Source organism: Actinoallomurus acaciae, assembly GCF_042429965.1.
Taxonomy (GTDB): Bacteria; Actinomycetota; Actinomycetes; order Streptosporangiales; family Streptosporangiaceae; genus Actinoallomurus; species Actinoallomurus acaciae.
This window is the reverse complement of record NZ_JBHLZP010000240.1, coordinates 1-12,467: the sequence shown is the minus strand read 5'-3', so window position 1 is coordinate 12,467 and position 12,467 is coordinate 1. Positions and strand designations below refer to the sequence as shown.

Genomic DNA, 12,467 nt, shown 5'->3' with positions numbered 1-12,467 from the left:
GCCCACGCGTTGCGCGGCCACGGCGCGCCGGCGCGGACGCCGGCCACGCCGGCGCCTTCCGCGGCGCTCAAGGTCATGACCTGGGCGACCTGCGCCGACGGCGCTCCCCCGCCGGATCCGGGCAAGGCGGACGCCATCTGCGTCAACGGACGTCAGACCGACAAGGTGGCGTACGGGATCCGCTGGCACATGCGCGCCGTGGCCGGCCTGCACGTGGTCTTCCTCCAGGAGCTGTGCTCGGCCGACCTGGACCTCCTGGAACGCCTCGACGGGATGACCGGCTGGCGGTTCCGTTTCGCCCCGATCCTCGACCAGGGCAGCGGGGCGACGCCGAACGCCGAGCCCGGACCGCGCCTGTGTCATCCGCAGAACGGCGTCTCGCGCGGTTACTTCGGCATCGCCGTCGGCGTGCACGAGAACACCTCGTTCGACGTCCGCTCCTACCCGGACTCCGACGTCCCCCGCACGCGGGACCGCTGGGGGCACTGGAACGTCCGCCAGGTCGCCGTCTGCGCCACGGTGCCGACGTACCGGGCCAAGGTCTGCGGCACCCAGTTGACGCCGCTGCTCGGCCAGGACCCCGCGGCCCCGGACGCGTTCTGGAAGGCCCAGACGGCGCAGGTCAAGGACCTGATCAAGAACGCGGGTTCCCAGGGCCGCGTCGTGGTCGGCGGCGACCTCAACTCGATCGCGCCGGACGCCAACGGGGGCGCCGGCGACCGCAGCCCGCTGGTCCCGCTGTACCGGACCTACCAGGAGTGCGACCAGTCCGTCCAGGGCGGCGCGCGCACCGGACGCGGCACCTACCAGCACGCGGACGGCACACGAGGCGCCAAGCTCGACTACCTCTTCGTACCGCGCGATGCCTCGGTCTCCTGCGCCGTCTCGTCGCAGCACGTGAAGACGTCGGACCAGGTGCCGGTGGTCGCCACCGTGACGTTCCCCGCGTCCTGACCCGCAGGCCTCCCCGGTCAGCCGGTGACCGGCAGGTCCATCGGGACCGGGGTGGGGCGCGGTGCCTCTTCGACGGGCGCCGTGGACGGCGTGCCGCCGGCCGAGGCGGAGGAGCTCTTCGTGCCGGGCACGGTCGGCGTCGGGGCCGGCTTGCCGTCCGCGCGTCCGCAGGTGGCGGAGGCGAGATCGATGGTCTGGACGCTAGTGCCGATCGAGATGTCCAGCTCCAGGGCGACGACCGTCAGCGTGCCGTCCGGGTTGTGCACCTGCTTGTTGGGCGTCACGCGCAGCCCGAAGCCCCGGGTCGGGATGACGATGTCGGTGTTGGGCGGGCCGCCGATCGGCACGTCGTGGCCCGCCACCGAGATGTCGGCGAGGCGGGCCGAGCCGACGCCGTTGTCGCATTTCGCGGCGATCGTCTGCGCGGAGAGCAGCCCCGTGGGGAGCTTCGTCTTGAGCCCGGGGTGGCTCAACCGCAGGTCCAGGACGCTGGCCGACGCGTGGTGGCCCTTGGCCTCCACGGTGAACAGCGCGAGGTTGAACACCGGGTTCTTCGGGAGTTCGAGTGCCTTGCGGCTCGGCTGGGTCGCGGAGGTCACCGCCGGCTGGGCCGGAATGGCCAGCGCGCCGCCGGCGTAGATGCCGTAGGCCGAGCTTGCGGGGCCGGACGCGGAGGCCGGAATCGCCACCGACAGGGGTACGGCCAGTGTGCAGGCGAGGGTCGCGCACTTCGTCAGACGCGTCGAGCGCATGAATTCTCCCGGGGGGGACGGAGAGAGGCGGTACCTGACCGTACCAGTCAAGCGGTACGTCAATGTACCAATCGGCCGGTGCGGCGGCTACGGGAACACCGCCCCCGGCGTCGTCCCTCTCCTGACGCGATCATCGCGACTTACGCGCCGCCCGCAGGTGGTGGCTGACGTCTCCGACGAGGTCGATGTGCACGCGCCGCTCGGCGAACCGCCAGCGCTCTTCGTCGCAGGCGAACCGGTCGTGGTAACGCCCGACGGCGATGGGTTGCAGGGGCAGTTCGGGCAGCGCCTGGTACACGGTGACGTAGGACCGCGCGGCGGCCGTGGCCCCGTCGAGCTCGATGATGACGTTGGTGATGACGTGCTTGGTCCGCGGCGTGCCGTCGTCGTAGACGATCAGCGTGCGGCGGAACATCTCCTCGACGGCGTCCGCCCCGCTCACCGGTGAGCCGCTGCCGGTGAAGGTGGCCCCGGCCAGGAGCGCACCGGCCCCGGCGAAGTCACCACCGTCGACGAGCTCGGCGTACCGCGCGATGAGGTTCTCGATGGCCCGGTGACTCGCCGCCGGGTCGAGCCGGGCGTGCGGGGGCGTGGTCGGGGACACGGTCACTCCTGGAGGGGTCGAAGGTAGCCGACCGGCGCCCGCACGGGCCCGGCGCCTATCGGTGGGCGAGAAGGGCGATGGAGGCCTGGACGGCGACCTCGGTGACGTCGCGTACGCGGCCGCTGTCCTCGACCGTGATGGCGGTCAGTTCGCGCAGGCCGCCGAGGAGCATGATGGTCAGCTGTCGCGAGACCGGGCCGGGGCCGTTGGCGCGCCACTCGTCGTTGTCGCAGAGTGTCTGGATCATGGCGACGAAGGCCTCTGTCGAGTCGCGCTGCAGGCGGCGTGAGGCGTCGCCCAGGGAGGGCACGTCGCGGATCCAGCTCAGCATGATCGCGGGCTCGGCCTCCGCGCAGTCGATCCACTCCTCGATCGCCTGGCGCACCTGGGCCTTCCACGGGGCGGCCGGGTCGACGGCGGCGAGGATCCGCTCGATCATCTCCGCGTTCGCGGCGGTGAGGAGCGCGACGAAACAGGCCTCCTTGCCGGCGAAGTACTCATAGAACGTCCGCCGGGAGGTGCGGGCGCGCCGGACGATGTCGGCGATCGTGGTGTTGCGGTAGCCCTGTTCCTTGATGGACGCGACGAGGCCGTCGAGCAGCCGGCGGCGGAAACGGTCGGCGTCGTCGTACGCGGTCGCCGTCTCGTCGTGAGGGCGCCGGACAGTGCTCATCGGGTTCACCCTAAACCTCTCACCTCGCAGGAGGCCTTGAACGAGATGGTACGGCGGCGTACCGTGCGGCTGGTACCGTCGCGTACCCAACGGGAAGGTGCCATCGGACATGACGACCGCGACGCTCCCCCCGGGCCCGCCGAGTCCCCGGTTCCTCCAGGGCCTCTTCGCCCTGCTCGCTCCCATGCGCGGGATGCGGCGGATGCGCGACCGGTACGGGGACGCGTTCTCCGTCAACGTACCGGTCTTCGGCCGGGCCACGGTCATCAGCGACCCGGCTCAGGTCAAGCAGTTGTTCACCGCGGGCCCCGACGTCGTGGAGAACGTCGAGCCCAACCTCGGACGCGTGCTCGGGCCCGGCTCACTGTTCGCGCTGACCGGCACCGAACACCGCAAGCAGCGCAAACTGCTGGTCCCGCCCTTCCACGGCCGCCGGCTCGCCGCGTACGAGCAGATCATCGAGGAGGAGGCCGTGCGCGAGATGGCCTCCTGGCCGCAGGACCGGCCGTTCGCCACACTGCCGTCGATGATGCGCATCACGCTGAACGCCATCCTGCGCGCGGTGTTCGGCGCGGAGGGCGCGGAGTTCGCCCGGCTGCGCGCGCTGCTCCCGCCGGCCGTCACCCTCGGCTCCCGGCTGGCCGTCCTCCCCCTCCCCAGGGCCGATCTCGGCCGGTGGAGTCCCTGGGGGCGGTTCTGGATCATGCGCCGCGAGTACGACGCGATCGTCGAGACGCTGATCGCCAAGGCGGAGGAGGACGACCTCGACCGGCGGGACGACGTCCTCGCGCTGCTGCTGCAGAGCCGCTACGAGGACGGCTCCCGGATGAGCCACGGCGAGATCTCCGACGAGCTGCTCACCCTGCTCGTCGCCGGGCACGAGACGACGGCGACCACCCTCGCCTGGGCGGTCGAACGGCTCCGCCGGCACCCGGACGTGCTCGGCGAGCTCGTCGAGGAGAACGACGCGGGCGGCCGTGAGCTGCGCGAGGCGACGATCCTGGAGGTGCAGCGCACCCGCCCGGTCATCGACCTCGTCGGGCGGCAGGTGACGGCCGACGTCTTCGAGCTCGGGCCGTGGGTCCTGCCGAAGGGGTCCACGGTGCTGGTCGGCATCTCCCTGATCCACGACGACGAGTCGGTCTTCCCGAACCCGCGGGCCTTCGACCCGCACCGCTTCGTCGAGGCGAAGCCGGACCTGTACCAGTGGATCCCGTTCGGCGGCGGCACGCGACGCTGCGTCGGCGCGGCGTTCGCGACCATGGAGATGAACGTCACCCTGCGCACGCTGCTGCGTGACTTCACGCTGGTGCCGACGGCCGGACGCGACGAACGCTGGCACTCGCGCGGCGTCGCCAACGCCCCGGCGAAGGGCGGCCTCGCGGTCGTACACCGCCGGCGATCCCCCGCGTCGCCGCGAACGACGACCACGGCCGGAGCCCGGCCATGACCGAGCACGTCGACGTCCTGATCATCGGCGCCGGCCTGTCCGGCATCGGCGCGGCGCACCACCTCCAGTCGGCCTTTCCGGAACGGACCTACACGATCCTGGAGGCGCGCGGCACGATCGGCGGCACCTGGGACCTGTTCCGGTATCCCGGCGTCCGGTCGGACTCGGACATGAACACCCTCGGGTACCGGTTCCGGCCGTGGACGCAGGCGAAGGCCATCGCCGACGGCCCGTCGATCCTGCGCTACATCCGCACCACCGCCGCCGAGGCCGGCATCGACCGGCACATCCGGTTCGGGCACCGGGTGGTCCGCGCGGAGTGGTCCAGCGCGGACGCCCGCTGGACGGTCGAGGCGGTCCACGACGGCGAGACGGTACGGCTGACCGCCCGCTTCCTGTACGCCTGCAGCGGCTACTACCGCTACGACGCCGGCCACACGCCGCACTTCCCCGGCGTCGAGCGCTTCGGGGGCACCGTCGTCCACCCGCAGCACTGGCCCGACGACCTCGACTACGCCGGCAAGGACGTCGTCGTGATCGGCAGCGGCGCGACGGCGGTGACGCTCGTGCCGGCGATGGCCGAGCGGGCGGCTCGGGTGACGATGCTGCAACGCTCGCCGACGTACATCATGGCGCTGCCCTCCGAGGACGCGATCGCCAACGGTCTGCGGCGGCTGCTCGGGGACCGCCGCGCGTACCCGATCACGCGGTGGAAGAACGTCGTGGTGACCACGCTGTTCTATCGGCTCAGCCGGCGCCGGCCGCGCGTGGTCCGCTCGATCATCCGCAGGGCGACGGCGCGGCTGCTGCCGCCGGGGTACGACGTCGACACCCACTTCAGACCGCGGTACCAGCCGTGGGACCAGCGGCTGTGCGTCGCGCCCGACGGTGACCTGTTCGCCGCCATCCGCGACGGGCGCGCGTCGGTGGTCACCGACCGGATCGAGCAGTTCACCGAGACCGGGCTGCGTCTCGCGTCCGGCGCCGAACTGGCGGCCGACATCGTCGTCACCGCCACCGGCCTGCGGCTGCTGGCGTTCGGCGGCGTGCGCATCGCCGTCGACGGCCGTGACGTCGTGCTGTCGGAGACCATGGCGTACAAGGGCATGATGCTCAGCGGCGTGCCGAACCTCGCCTTCACGATCGGGTACACCAACGCCTCGTGGACCCTCAAGGCCGACCTGGTGAGCGAGTACGTCATGCGGCTGCTGCGCCACATGGACGCCCACGGGTACGACCGGTGCGTCCCGGACAACGACGACCCCACCGTGGCCCGACGTCCGCTGATGGACTTCCAGGCGGGGTACGTCCTGCGCTCCATCGACGAGTTCCCCAAGGCCGGGTCGCGGCCTCCGTGGCAGCTCGGCATGAGCTACGCGCACGACCTGCTCAAGCTGCGGTACGGCCGCATCGACGACGGCGCGCTCCGGTTCTCACGCCGGTCCGTGACCCGGGAGACCGTGCCCGGTTCCCCATGACCGACTCGCGAACAGACGGGACAGGACCGTGAAAGCACAGATCGACTCCGGACGCTGCCAAGGGCACGGCCGGTGTTACGACCTCGCCCCCGACCTGTTCGGGGACGACGACGAGGGTTACGGGACGGTTCTCGGCGACGGTGTCGTGCCGGCCGGCGGGGAGCCGGACGCGCGGCTGGCGGCGTCGAACTGTCCCGAGCGCGCGATCGATCTTCTCGAAGAGGGCTGACATGACCGACCGGTTCGACAAGAACTACGCGGAGTTGCGCGACGACCAGCTGGCCGGCACGCGCAACGAGATCGTCACCGGCCCGGTCGCGGACTGGGCGACCGACTTCTCCCACCTGGAGCCGGAGTGGGCCGCCGACCCGTACCCGATCCAGGACGACCTGCGGGGGCGCTGCCCGATCGCGCACACCGACCGGTTCGGCGGCGGGTGGCTGCCGACGCGTTATGAGGACGTCGCGGCGATCGCGTACGACACCGAGCGCTTCTCCTCGCGGTCGATCATCATGAGCAACTTCCGGCCGCTGCGTGAGCTGGCGCCGGTGGGCGGCACCCCGCCGATCTCCTCCGACCCGCCGTTCCACCAGCACGCGCGCAAGCTGCTGCTGCCGGCCTTCACCAAGACCGCGGTCGGGCGGCTGGAGCCGGCCACGAGGGCGTTCTGTCACTCCCTGATCGACGGGCTCGCCGGGCAGGACGTCATCGACGCCGCCCGCGACTACGCCCAGCACATCCCGATGCGCGTCATCGGCGACCTGCTCGGCTTCCCCCCGGAGGACGGGCCGCGGTTCCGCGAGTTCGTGGAGAACACGCTCGAAGGCGTCAACCTGCCGCCGGAGGAGCGCATCGCGCGGATGGAGCAGCTGTTCGACTACCTGCTCGAACAGATCCGCGACCACGTCGCGAACCCCCGTGAGGACCTGACGAACTACCTCATCGAGGCCGAGTTCGGCGGCCAGAAGCTGGAGCCGTCCCACGTCGCGGGCACGATGGCCCTGCTGCTCATCGCCGGCATCGACACGACCTGGAGCGCGATCGGCGCGTCGCTGTGGCACCTGGCCAAGACCCCCGCCGACCGCGAGCGGCTCGTCGCCGAGCCCGGCCTGCTGCCCACCGCCATGGAGGAGTTCCTCCGGGCCTACGCGCCGGTCACGATGGCGCGTCTGGTCAAGGAGGACATGCACTGGTCGGGCGTGGACATGAAGGCCGACGACTGGGTGCTGCTGTCCTTCCCCGCGGCCAACCGCGACCCCGCGCAGTTCGACCGCGCCGACGAGGTCGTGATCGACCGGGAGGTCAACCGGCACGCGGCGTTCGGGCTGGGCATCCATCGCTGCGTCGGCTCGCACCTGGCGCGCATGGAGCTGCGGGTCGCCCTGGAGGTCTGGCTCGAACGCATCCCGGCCTTCACCCTCGACGACCCGTCCGCGGTGACCTGGGCCGCCGGCCAGGTCCGCGGGCCCCGCTCCCTTCCGGTACGCGTCGGCTGACGGGCTCGCGAACCGCCACGTCAGCGCCGGTCGGCTACGCTCTATGACAAACGTCATGGAAGGCGGGCGTCCATGCCGAACGAGGAGTGGCCACCACGGGAGCGGATGGTCTACAGCGCGGTGCAGCTGATGCGGTCGCGCGGGGTGTCGGCGACCGGCGTACGTGACGTGGTGGCGCACGCGAAAGCGCCGCGCGGGTCGTTCCAGCACTACTTCCCCGGGGGCAAGGACCAACTCGTCGGGGAGGCCCTGGCCTGGTCCGCCGACTTCGCGGCGCGGCGGGTCGCCTCGTACGGGCGGCACGCCGAGAGCCCGTCGCCATCCGGGCTGTTCGCGTACATGGCACGGCAGTGGCGGGAGGAGCTCACCGCGCGCCGCTACGAGCGCGGGTGCCCCATGATGGCGACCGCCACGGAGCTGGCCGGCGGCGACTCTCCGGTCAACGAGCCGCTGCGCGCCGCCACCGGCCGCTGGGAGCAGGCCGTGGTGGACGAGCTGGTGCGCATGGGCGTGCCGGCGGAGCGGGCGCGGGGCCTGGCCACCGTGATGATCAGCGCGCTGGAGGGCGCGATCATGATGGCGCGGGTGTGCCGCGACGTCGGCCGGCTCGACACCGTCGTCAGCGAGCTCGCGCCGATGCTGGACTCCTACGCCGGTTGAGCGGCGGCGCCGGGACGGCCACGTCGACCGTCACGTCGCAGCCCGACGCGCTGCTCGCCACGACGCCCATGTGGGCGCACACGTACGCGACCAGGGACGGCTGCGACCGGCAGAGCTCGAGACGCACCCGCTCCACCCCGGCGACGTGGGCGTCGGTGAACAGCCGGGCGAGCAGCAGCCCGCCGACGCCCCGGCGCTGCCAGGCGTCCTCGACCAGGACGCCCACCTCGTGGACGCTCGGGTCGCCGGGCACGGGGCCCGCGCTGGCGAGGCCGACGAGACCGCCGGCGCCCGGCGGTCCGGCGACGAACGCCCGGTGCCGCCCGTCGAGACAATGTCGCAGGTAGAACGCTGGAATCTCGGTGACGGGGCCGTGGAAGCGGCGATAACGGGTCTCGCGGGAGCAGCGCCCGAACATCGCCGCGAGCGCCGCGGCGTCCTCCGGCCGCACGGCCCGGATCACGCCCGTACCCCCTCGGCCTGCCGGGCCGTGCGTTCCTCGATCGCCCGGACGACCGCGACCATGTCCGCCTTGCCGTGGCCCAGCGCGACGGTCTCGTCGTACAGGGCGTGGCAGACGTCCAGCAGCGGCGAGGCCAGGCCGGACTCGCGTGCGGCGCCGGCGACCAGCCGGTTGTTCATCAGGACGTCGGCGGCCGCGGCCTGGGCGGCGAAGTCCTGGTCGAGGAGCTTGAGCGCCTTCACCCGGGAGACCGCGCTCGCCATCGGCCCCGTGTCGAGCACCTCCACGAACCGCCGCATGTCCAGGCCGTGCCGCTCGGCGAAGTGGGCCGCCTCGGCCAGGCCGGTGACCATCGTGATCAGGTACAGGTTGACGGCGAGCTTCATGTGCAGGGCCCCCGGGACGGCTCCGCAGACGGTCGTCTCGTGGCACAGGGGCGCCAGCAGCGGGCGCACCGCCCGTACCGCGGTCTCCTCGCCGGCCAGCATGGCGACGAGCCGTCCCTCCTCGGCGGGCGTGCGCGACCCGGAGACCGGGGCCTCGACGTAGGCGCCGCCGGCCGCGCGGACGTCGGCCTCCAGCCCGCGCGAGTACGCGGGCGAGGTGGTACCCATATGTACGATCGTGCGTCCCGCGACGCGAGCCCCGAAGTCCGGGGTGGCCCGGGCCAGCACCTGATCGATGGCCTCCTCGCCCGCGAGCATGAGGATGACGATCCGGGTGCGGCCGAACAGTTCGGCGGGGTCCGCGGCGACCCGCGCGCCGGCGGCGCGAAGCTCCTCGCACCTGGCGGCGGTGCGGTTCCAGACGACGAGCGGCGTCCCCGCGCGGGCCAGGTTGAGCGCCATGGGCCGCCCCATGAGCCCCAAGCCGACGAAGCCGATGTCCATGCGCCCTCCCGCGTGGCCGGTTATGACGGTCGTCATGATAATCATGACAGCTGTCATAGTCCACGTCGCCGTACGGTGCGGACCGCGTCGTGGTGGACCTGGCGACACCCTGCGGCCGGCGGTCCAGCCGCACCCGAGGACGCCTCCTGGAGCCAGGGCGCGCGGCCCGCCGCCGCCGCAGGCTTGGTCTCACCGGAACGAACAGAGGAGACCACGATGAACGTCGAATCGCACGAGATCGCCGCCCTGGCCCAGCGGCTGCTGCGTCCCGACCAGGTCGCGCTGGAGGAGAACGAGCGCGACCACGCCCGCCACCGTGTCCAGGACGCGATGCACGCCGGTTCGCTGGACGACGAGCGCGCCGCGACCGCCCTGGCCCGCGTCGCGACCGCCCGTACCCGCGGTGACCTGCGCCGGGCGATGCGCGTCGTGCCGGGAGGGGCCGCACCTTCCGGCCTGATCAACGCTCTGCGCGGGGTGAGCGCCCTGTGGCTGGGCGGCACGGCGGTGCAGTTCGCCGTCTGGGCGCTGGTCATGCTGGCCGGCCTCCACTGGACCGAACCCTGGTGGCTGTGGACGCTGGTCACCGGCCCGTTCCTGGTCGGCCCGCTGTGGTGGCTCAGCGAGACGTACTACCGCCCGGCCCCCGCGGCGGCCCGGGTCATCGGCTCGGCCGGCGACCCGTCCCAGGGATGATCCGCGCGTCCCCGGCCGGCCGCCCGCGGCCGGCCGGTTCGCCGCGCCGGGAGGGGCTAGGAGCGCACGCGGAACCACAGGTTCGTCACGTGCGGCTCCGCGGTGACGCGGATCTGTTCGAGGTCGACCGCACCCCCGCGCTGCCGGTCGAACACGCGAACGCCGTCGCCGAGCATCACCGGGGCGACGAGCATGAGGATCTCGTCCAGCACTCCGGCCTCCAGGCACTGCCGGGCGACGTCGGCGCCGAGGACGTTGACGTACTTGTCCCCCGCCGCAGCCTTGGCTGCCTTGACGGCGGTGTCCAGGTCACCGACGAACGTGACGTCCGGGATCACCGTGTCGGGCACGTGGTGGGTGAGGACGAACTGCGGCCCCTCCCAGCCGCCGCCGAACGCCTTGCCCGCCTTGTCGGTCCCCCGGTGCGGGTCGTCGCCGCCGAAGGTGCGGCGGCCGACGAGGAGGGCGCCGATCCGGCCGATCAGCTCGTCGACCTCCGGGTTCGGGCCGAGGTGGCGCGTGAGCCAGGACATGTCGCCGCCGGGACCGGCGATGAAGCCGTCAAGGGACATCGTGGCCGAATACAGCAGCTTTCCCATGGGGCACCTCCGTGGAAGCGGTCGGATACCCCTGTTGAGACGGCGGGCGGTGGAGAAACTCATCGATGCGCGGACGGCAGCTCCAGCGGCAGGCCGAACGCCGGGAACAGACCGGGATCGTGGAAGGCGGTCGCCTCCACGATCAGGTCGCCCTCGATCCGCAGGACACCGATCGCGGCGGCGCGATAGACCGGCGATGAGGGCTCGCGCAGATAGGCCGCCACGGCCGGCTGCCGGTTGGCCGCGGCCGGCCGCATCGCGAACCGCCCCACGTACGCCGGAGAGGCCGGGTCCCAGCCCGCGGCCAGCGCCTCCAGGACGGCGTCGCGCCCCTGGAACCACATCGGGTACGGCGGCATCGTCGTCCGTACGTCCTCGGCGAGCAGACCGGCCATCGCGGTCAGGTCGGCGTGTTCGACCGCGTCCATGTACCGCCGCAGCACCGCGCGCTCCCGTGGTGTGGGCTCGGCCGGCGCCCGCCAGTCGAGGCGGCGTTCGGGCAGGTGTTCGCGCATCGTCGCGCGGGCCCGCTGGAGCGCGCTGTTCACCGAGGCCACGCTGCCGTCGAGGTGCTCGGCGGTCTGCCTGGCCGACCAGCCGAGGACGTCGCGCAGGATCAGCACGGCCCGCTGCCGCGGCGGCAGGTGCTGGATCGCGGCCAGGAAGGTCAGCTCGATCGTCTCGCGGGTCACCGCCGCCGCCTCCGGCTGCGCCTCGGCCGGCGCCGGCAGGTCGGGGAACGGCTGCAACCAGGCGATGTCCGTACGCGGTGGGCGGCCGGCCCTCGGGTCGGAGGGGCCCTCGACGTCGTGCGGCAGCACCCGGCGGGCCCGTCCGTCGAGCGCGTCGAGACAGGCGTTCGTCGCGATGCGGTACAGCCAGGCGCGGAACGTCGAGCGGCCCGCGAAGCCGCCGAGGTTCTTCCACGCGCGCAGGAACGTCTCCTGGACCAGGTCCTCGGACTCCTCCAGCGAGCCCGTCATCCGGTAGCAGTGCACCCGCAGCTCATGCTGGTGGCGCGCGACGAGCGCCGCGAACGCCGACTCGTCACCGGCCCGAGCGGCGGCCACGACCGCGTCGCCGTCTGTCGTGCCCATGGCCTGACAGTAGCCGTCGGTGCCGGTTGTGCGGGCTGAGATGTCGGTCTCTCAGCGCCGGCGAGGGCGGCGGCGGTGGCTCGTGTCGCACAGCGGGAAGCGCCGGCTGCGGCCACAGGCGCAGATCGCGACCATGAAACGGTCGGAGACGACCGTCGTACCGTCCGCGAGAACGATCTCGACCGGTCCCTCCACCAGGACGGGACCGGCCGGCACGACGACGACGCGCCTGCGGCCCGCGCCGGGGTGTCCGCGAGGGTCCGGGCTCGGCTCACCGTCGCCGTTCACCGCGGATCACCACCAGTTCCTCATAGCGCTGTTCCGGGCCGATCAGCCCGCGCTCCTCCAGGTCGCGGGCCCGTGCCATCATACCGGCCCGAACGGCTGGCGGCGGCGCGCGCCAACGGTCACGCGCAGGCCGGCCGTACGGAGGAGGTCGACGGTGCTCTCGATCCCGCACAGGGCCGACTGGACCATCAGCAGCGTGCCGCCCGGGGCCAGCAGCGAGGGGGCCGCCGCGCAGAGCCGGTCCAGGACCACGCGCCCGCCGGCGCCGCCGTCCCAGGCGTGTGCCGGCCCGCGCGGCCGGGCGGTGCCGGTGGAGCAGACGTACGGCGGGTTGGCGATGATCACGTCGAACGCCTCATCGCGGACG

The 12,467-nt window shown here is 72.6% G+C and carries 16 protein-coding genes; 7 read left to right on the top strand and 9 right to left on the bottom strand.

The features are described 5' to 3' along the window. Positions 1-954, top strand: a 954-nt coding sequence (locus tag ACFFNX_RS27775) for an endonuclease/exonuclease/phosphatase family protein (RefSeq protein ID WP_378208444.1), incomplete at its 5' end; no start/stop codon positions are given. A gap of 17 nt (positions 955-971) precedes the next feature. Here ACFFNX_RS27775 and ACFFNX_RS27770 read toward each other — a convergent pair. The 3 genes from ACFFNX_RS27770 to ACFFNX_RS27760 form a co-directional block, all read right to left on the bottom strand. Next, positions 972-1,706 carry a choice-of-anchor P domain-containing protein gene (locus ACFFNX_RS27770; RefSeq protein ID WP_378208442.1) on the bottom strand — a complete coding sequence of 245 codons (735 nt, stop codon included), beginning with the start codon at positions 1,704-1,706 and terminating at the stop codon, positions 972-974. A gap of 130 nt (positions 1,707-1,836) precedes the next feature. Further along, positions 1,837-2,310 (bottom strand): nuclear transport factor 2 family protein, encoded by a 474-nt coding sequence (locus ACFFNX_RS27765; protein ID WP_378208440.1) that lies wholly within the window; start codon positions 2,308-2,310, stop codon positions 1,837-1,839. A gap of 55 nt (positions 2,311-2,365) precedes the next feature. Then, positions 2,366-2,983 (bottom strand): TetR/AcrR family transcriptional regulator, encoded by a 618-nt coding sequence (locus tag ACFFNX_RS27760; protein WP_378208438.1) that lies wholly within the window; start codon positions 2,981-2,983, stop codon positions 2,366-2,368. Between the two features lie 109 nt (positions 2,984-3,092). Here ACFFNX_RS27760 and ACFFNX_RS27755 point away from each other — a divergent pair, with 109 nt between their 5' ends. From ACFFNX_RS27755 to ACFFNX_RS27735, 5 genes are all read left to right on the top strand, one after another. Continuing rightward, the gene (locus ACFFNX_RS27755; protein ID WP_378208436.1) at positions 3,093-4,433 is read left to right on the top strand and encodes a cytochrome P450; all 1,341 of its coding nucleotides are present in this window, start codon (positions 3,093-3,095) and stop codon (positions 4,431-4,433) included. Continuing rightward, the gene (locus tag ACFFNX_RS27750; RefSeq protein WP_378208434.1) at positions 4,430-5,911 is read left to right on the top strand and encodes a flavin-containing monooxygenase; all 1,482 of its coding nucleotides are present in this window, start codon (positions 4,430-4,432) and stop codon (positions 5,909-5,911) included. Before ACFFNX_RS27755 ends, ACFFNX_RS27750 begins: the two co-directional genes overlap by 4 nt. A 28-nt stretch (positions 5,912-5,939) precedes the next feature. Next, positions 5,940-6,140 (top strand): ferredoxin, encoded by a 201-nt coding sequence (locus ACFFNX_RS27745; RefSeq protein ID WP_378208432.1) that lies wholly within the window; start codon positions 5,940-5,942, stop codon positions 6,138-6,140. 1 nt (position 6,141) lies between these two features. Further along, positions 6,142-7,407: a cytochrome P450 gene (locus ACFFNX_RS27740; protein ID WP_378208430.1), complete on the top strand. Its 1,266-nt coding sequence runs from the start codon at positions 6,142-6,144 to the stop codon at positions 7,405-7,407. 72 nt (positions 7,408-7,479) lie between these two features. Continuing rightward, positions 7,480-8,067 carry a TetR/AcrR family transcriptional regulator gene (locus ACFFNX_RS27735; RefSeq protein ID WP_378208428.1) on the top strand — a complete coding sequence of 196 codons (588 nt, stop codon included), beginning with the start codon at positions 7,480-7,482 and terminating at the stop codon, positions 8,065-8,067. Here ACFFNX_RS27735 and ACFFNX_RS27730 read toward each other — a convergent pair. Together ACFFNX_RS27730 and ACFFNX_RS27725 are read right to left on the bottom strand one after the other, a co-directional pair. After that, the gene (locus ACFFNX_RS27730; RefSeq protein ID WP_378208427.1) at positions 8,027-8,530 is read right to left on the bottom strand and encodes a GNAT family N-acetyltransferase; all 504 of its coding nucleotides are present in this window, start codon (positions 8,528-8,530) and stop codon (positions 8,027-8,029) included. The two genes, ACFFNX_RS27735 and ACFFNX_RS27730, sit on opposite strands and share 41 nt — an antisense overlap. Next, the gene (locus tag ACFFNX_RS27725; protein WP_378208425.1) at positions 8,527-9,456 is read right to left on the bottom strand and encodes an NAD(P)-dependent oxidoreductase; all 930 of its coding nucleotides are present in this window, start codon (positions 9,454-9,456) and stop codon (positions 8,527-8,529) included. The genes ACFFNX_RS27730 and ACFFNX_RS27725 overlap by 4 nt, the downstream gene beginning before the upstream one ends. A 180-nt stretch (positions 9,457-9,636) precedes the next feature. On the opposite strand from ACFFNX_RS27725, the gene ACFFNX_RS27720 reads away from it, so the two are divergent. After that, positions 9,637-10,116, top strand: coding sequence for a DUF1707 domain-containing protein (locus tag ACFFNX_RS27720; RefSeq protein ID WP_378208423.1), 480 nt, complete (start codon positions 9,637-9,639; stop codon positions 10,114-10,116). 56 nt (positions 10,117-10,172) lie between these two features. Here the strand turns inward: ACFFNX_RS27720 and ACFFNX_RS27715 are convergent, their stop codons facing one another. From ACFFNX_RS27715 to ACFFNX_RS27700, 4 genes are all read right to left on the bottom strand, one after another. After that, the gene (locus ACFFNX_RS27715) at positions 10,173-10,715 is read right to left on the bottom strand and encodes a dihydrofolate reductase family protein (protein WP_378208421.1); all 543 of its coding nucleotides are present in this window, start codon (positions 10,713-10,715) and stop codon (positions 10,173-10,175) included. 59 nt (positions 10,716-10,774) lie between these two features. Continuing rightward, complete coding sequence (locus ACFFNX_RS27710; RefSeq protein ID WP_378208419.1) at positions 10,775-11,812, bottom strand: sigma-70 family RNA polymerase sigma factor; 1,038 nt, start codon at positions 11,810-11,812, stop codon at positions 10,775-10,777. Between the two features lie 51 nt (positions 11,813-11,863). Next, positions 11,864-12,100, bottom strand: coding sequence for a CDGSH iron-sulfur domain-containing protein (locus ACFFNX_RS27705; RefSeq protein ID WP_378208417.1), 237 nt, complete (start codon positions 12,098-12,100; stop codon positions 11,864-11,866). 78 nt (positions 12,101-12,178) lie between these two features. Next, the coding region (locus ACFFNX_RS27700) for a class I SAM-dependent methyltransferase (RefSeq protein ID WP_512699862.1) at positions 12,179-12,467 on the bottom strand (289 nt) is incomplete at its 5' end.

Coding starts and splice junctions, on each gene's coding strand:
- ACFFNX_RS27735 (WP_378208428.1), top strand. CDS start 7,480: ATGCCGAACGAGGAGTGGCCACCACGGGAGCGGATGGTCTACAGCGCG.
- ACFFNX_RS27715 (WP_378208421.1), bottom strand. CDS start 10,715: ATGGGAAAGCTGCTGTATTCGGCCACGATGTCCCTTGACGGCTTCATC.
- ACFFNX_RS27740 (WP_378208430.1), top strand. CDS start 6,142: ATGACCGACCGGTTCGACAAGAACTACGCGGAGTTGCGCGACGACCAG.
- ACFFNX_RS27720 (WP_378208423.1), top strand. CDS start 9,637: ATGAACGTCGAATCGCACGAGATCGCCGCCCTGGCCCAGCGGCTGCTG.
- ACFFNX_RS27755 (WP_378208436.1), top strand. CDS start 3,093: ATGACGACCGCGACGCTCCCCCCGGGCCCGCCGAGTCCCCGGTTCCTC.
- ACFFNX_RS27760 (WP_378208438.1), bottom strand. CDS start 2,983: ATGAGCACTGTCCGGCGCCCTCACGACGAGACGGCGACCGCGTACGAC.
- ACFFNX_RS27750 (WP_378208434.1), top strand. CDS start 4,430: ATGACCGAGCACGTCGACGTCCTGATCATCGGCGCCGGCCTGTCCGGC.
- ACFFNX_RS27770 (WP_378208442.1), bottom strand. CDS start 1,706: ATGCGCTCGACGCGTCTGACGAAGTGCGCGACCCTCGCCTGCACACTG.
- ACFFNX_RS27725 (WP_378208425.1), bottom strand. CDS start 9,456: ATGACGACCGTCATAACCGGCCACGCGGGAGGGCGCATGGACATCGGC.
- ACFFNX_RS27710 (WP_378208419.1), bottom strand. CDS start 11,812: ATGGGCACGACAGACGGCGACGCGGTCGTGGCCGCCGCTCGGGCCGGT.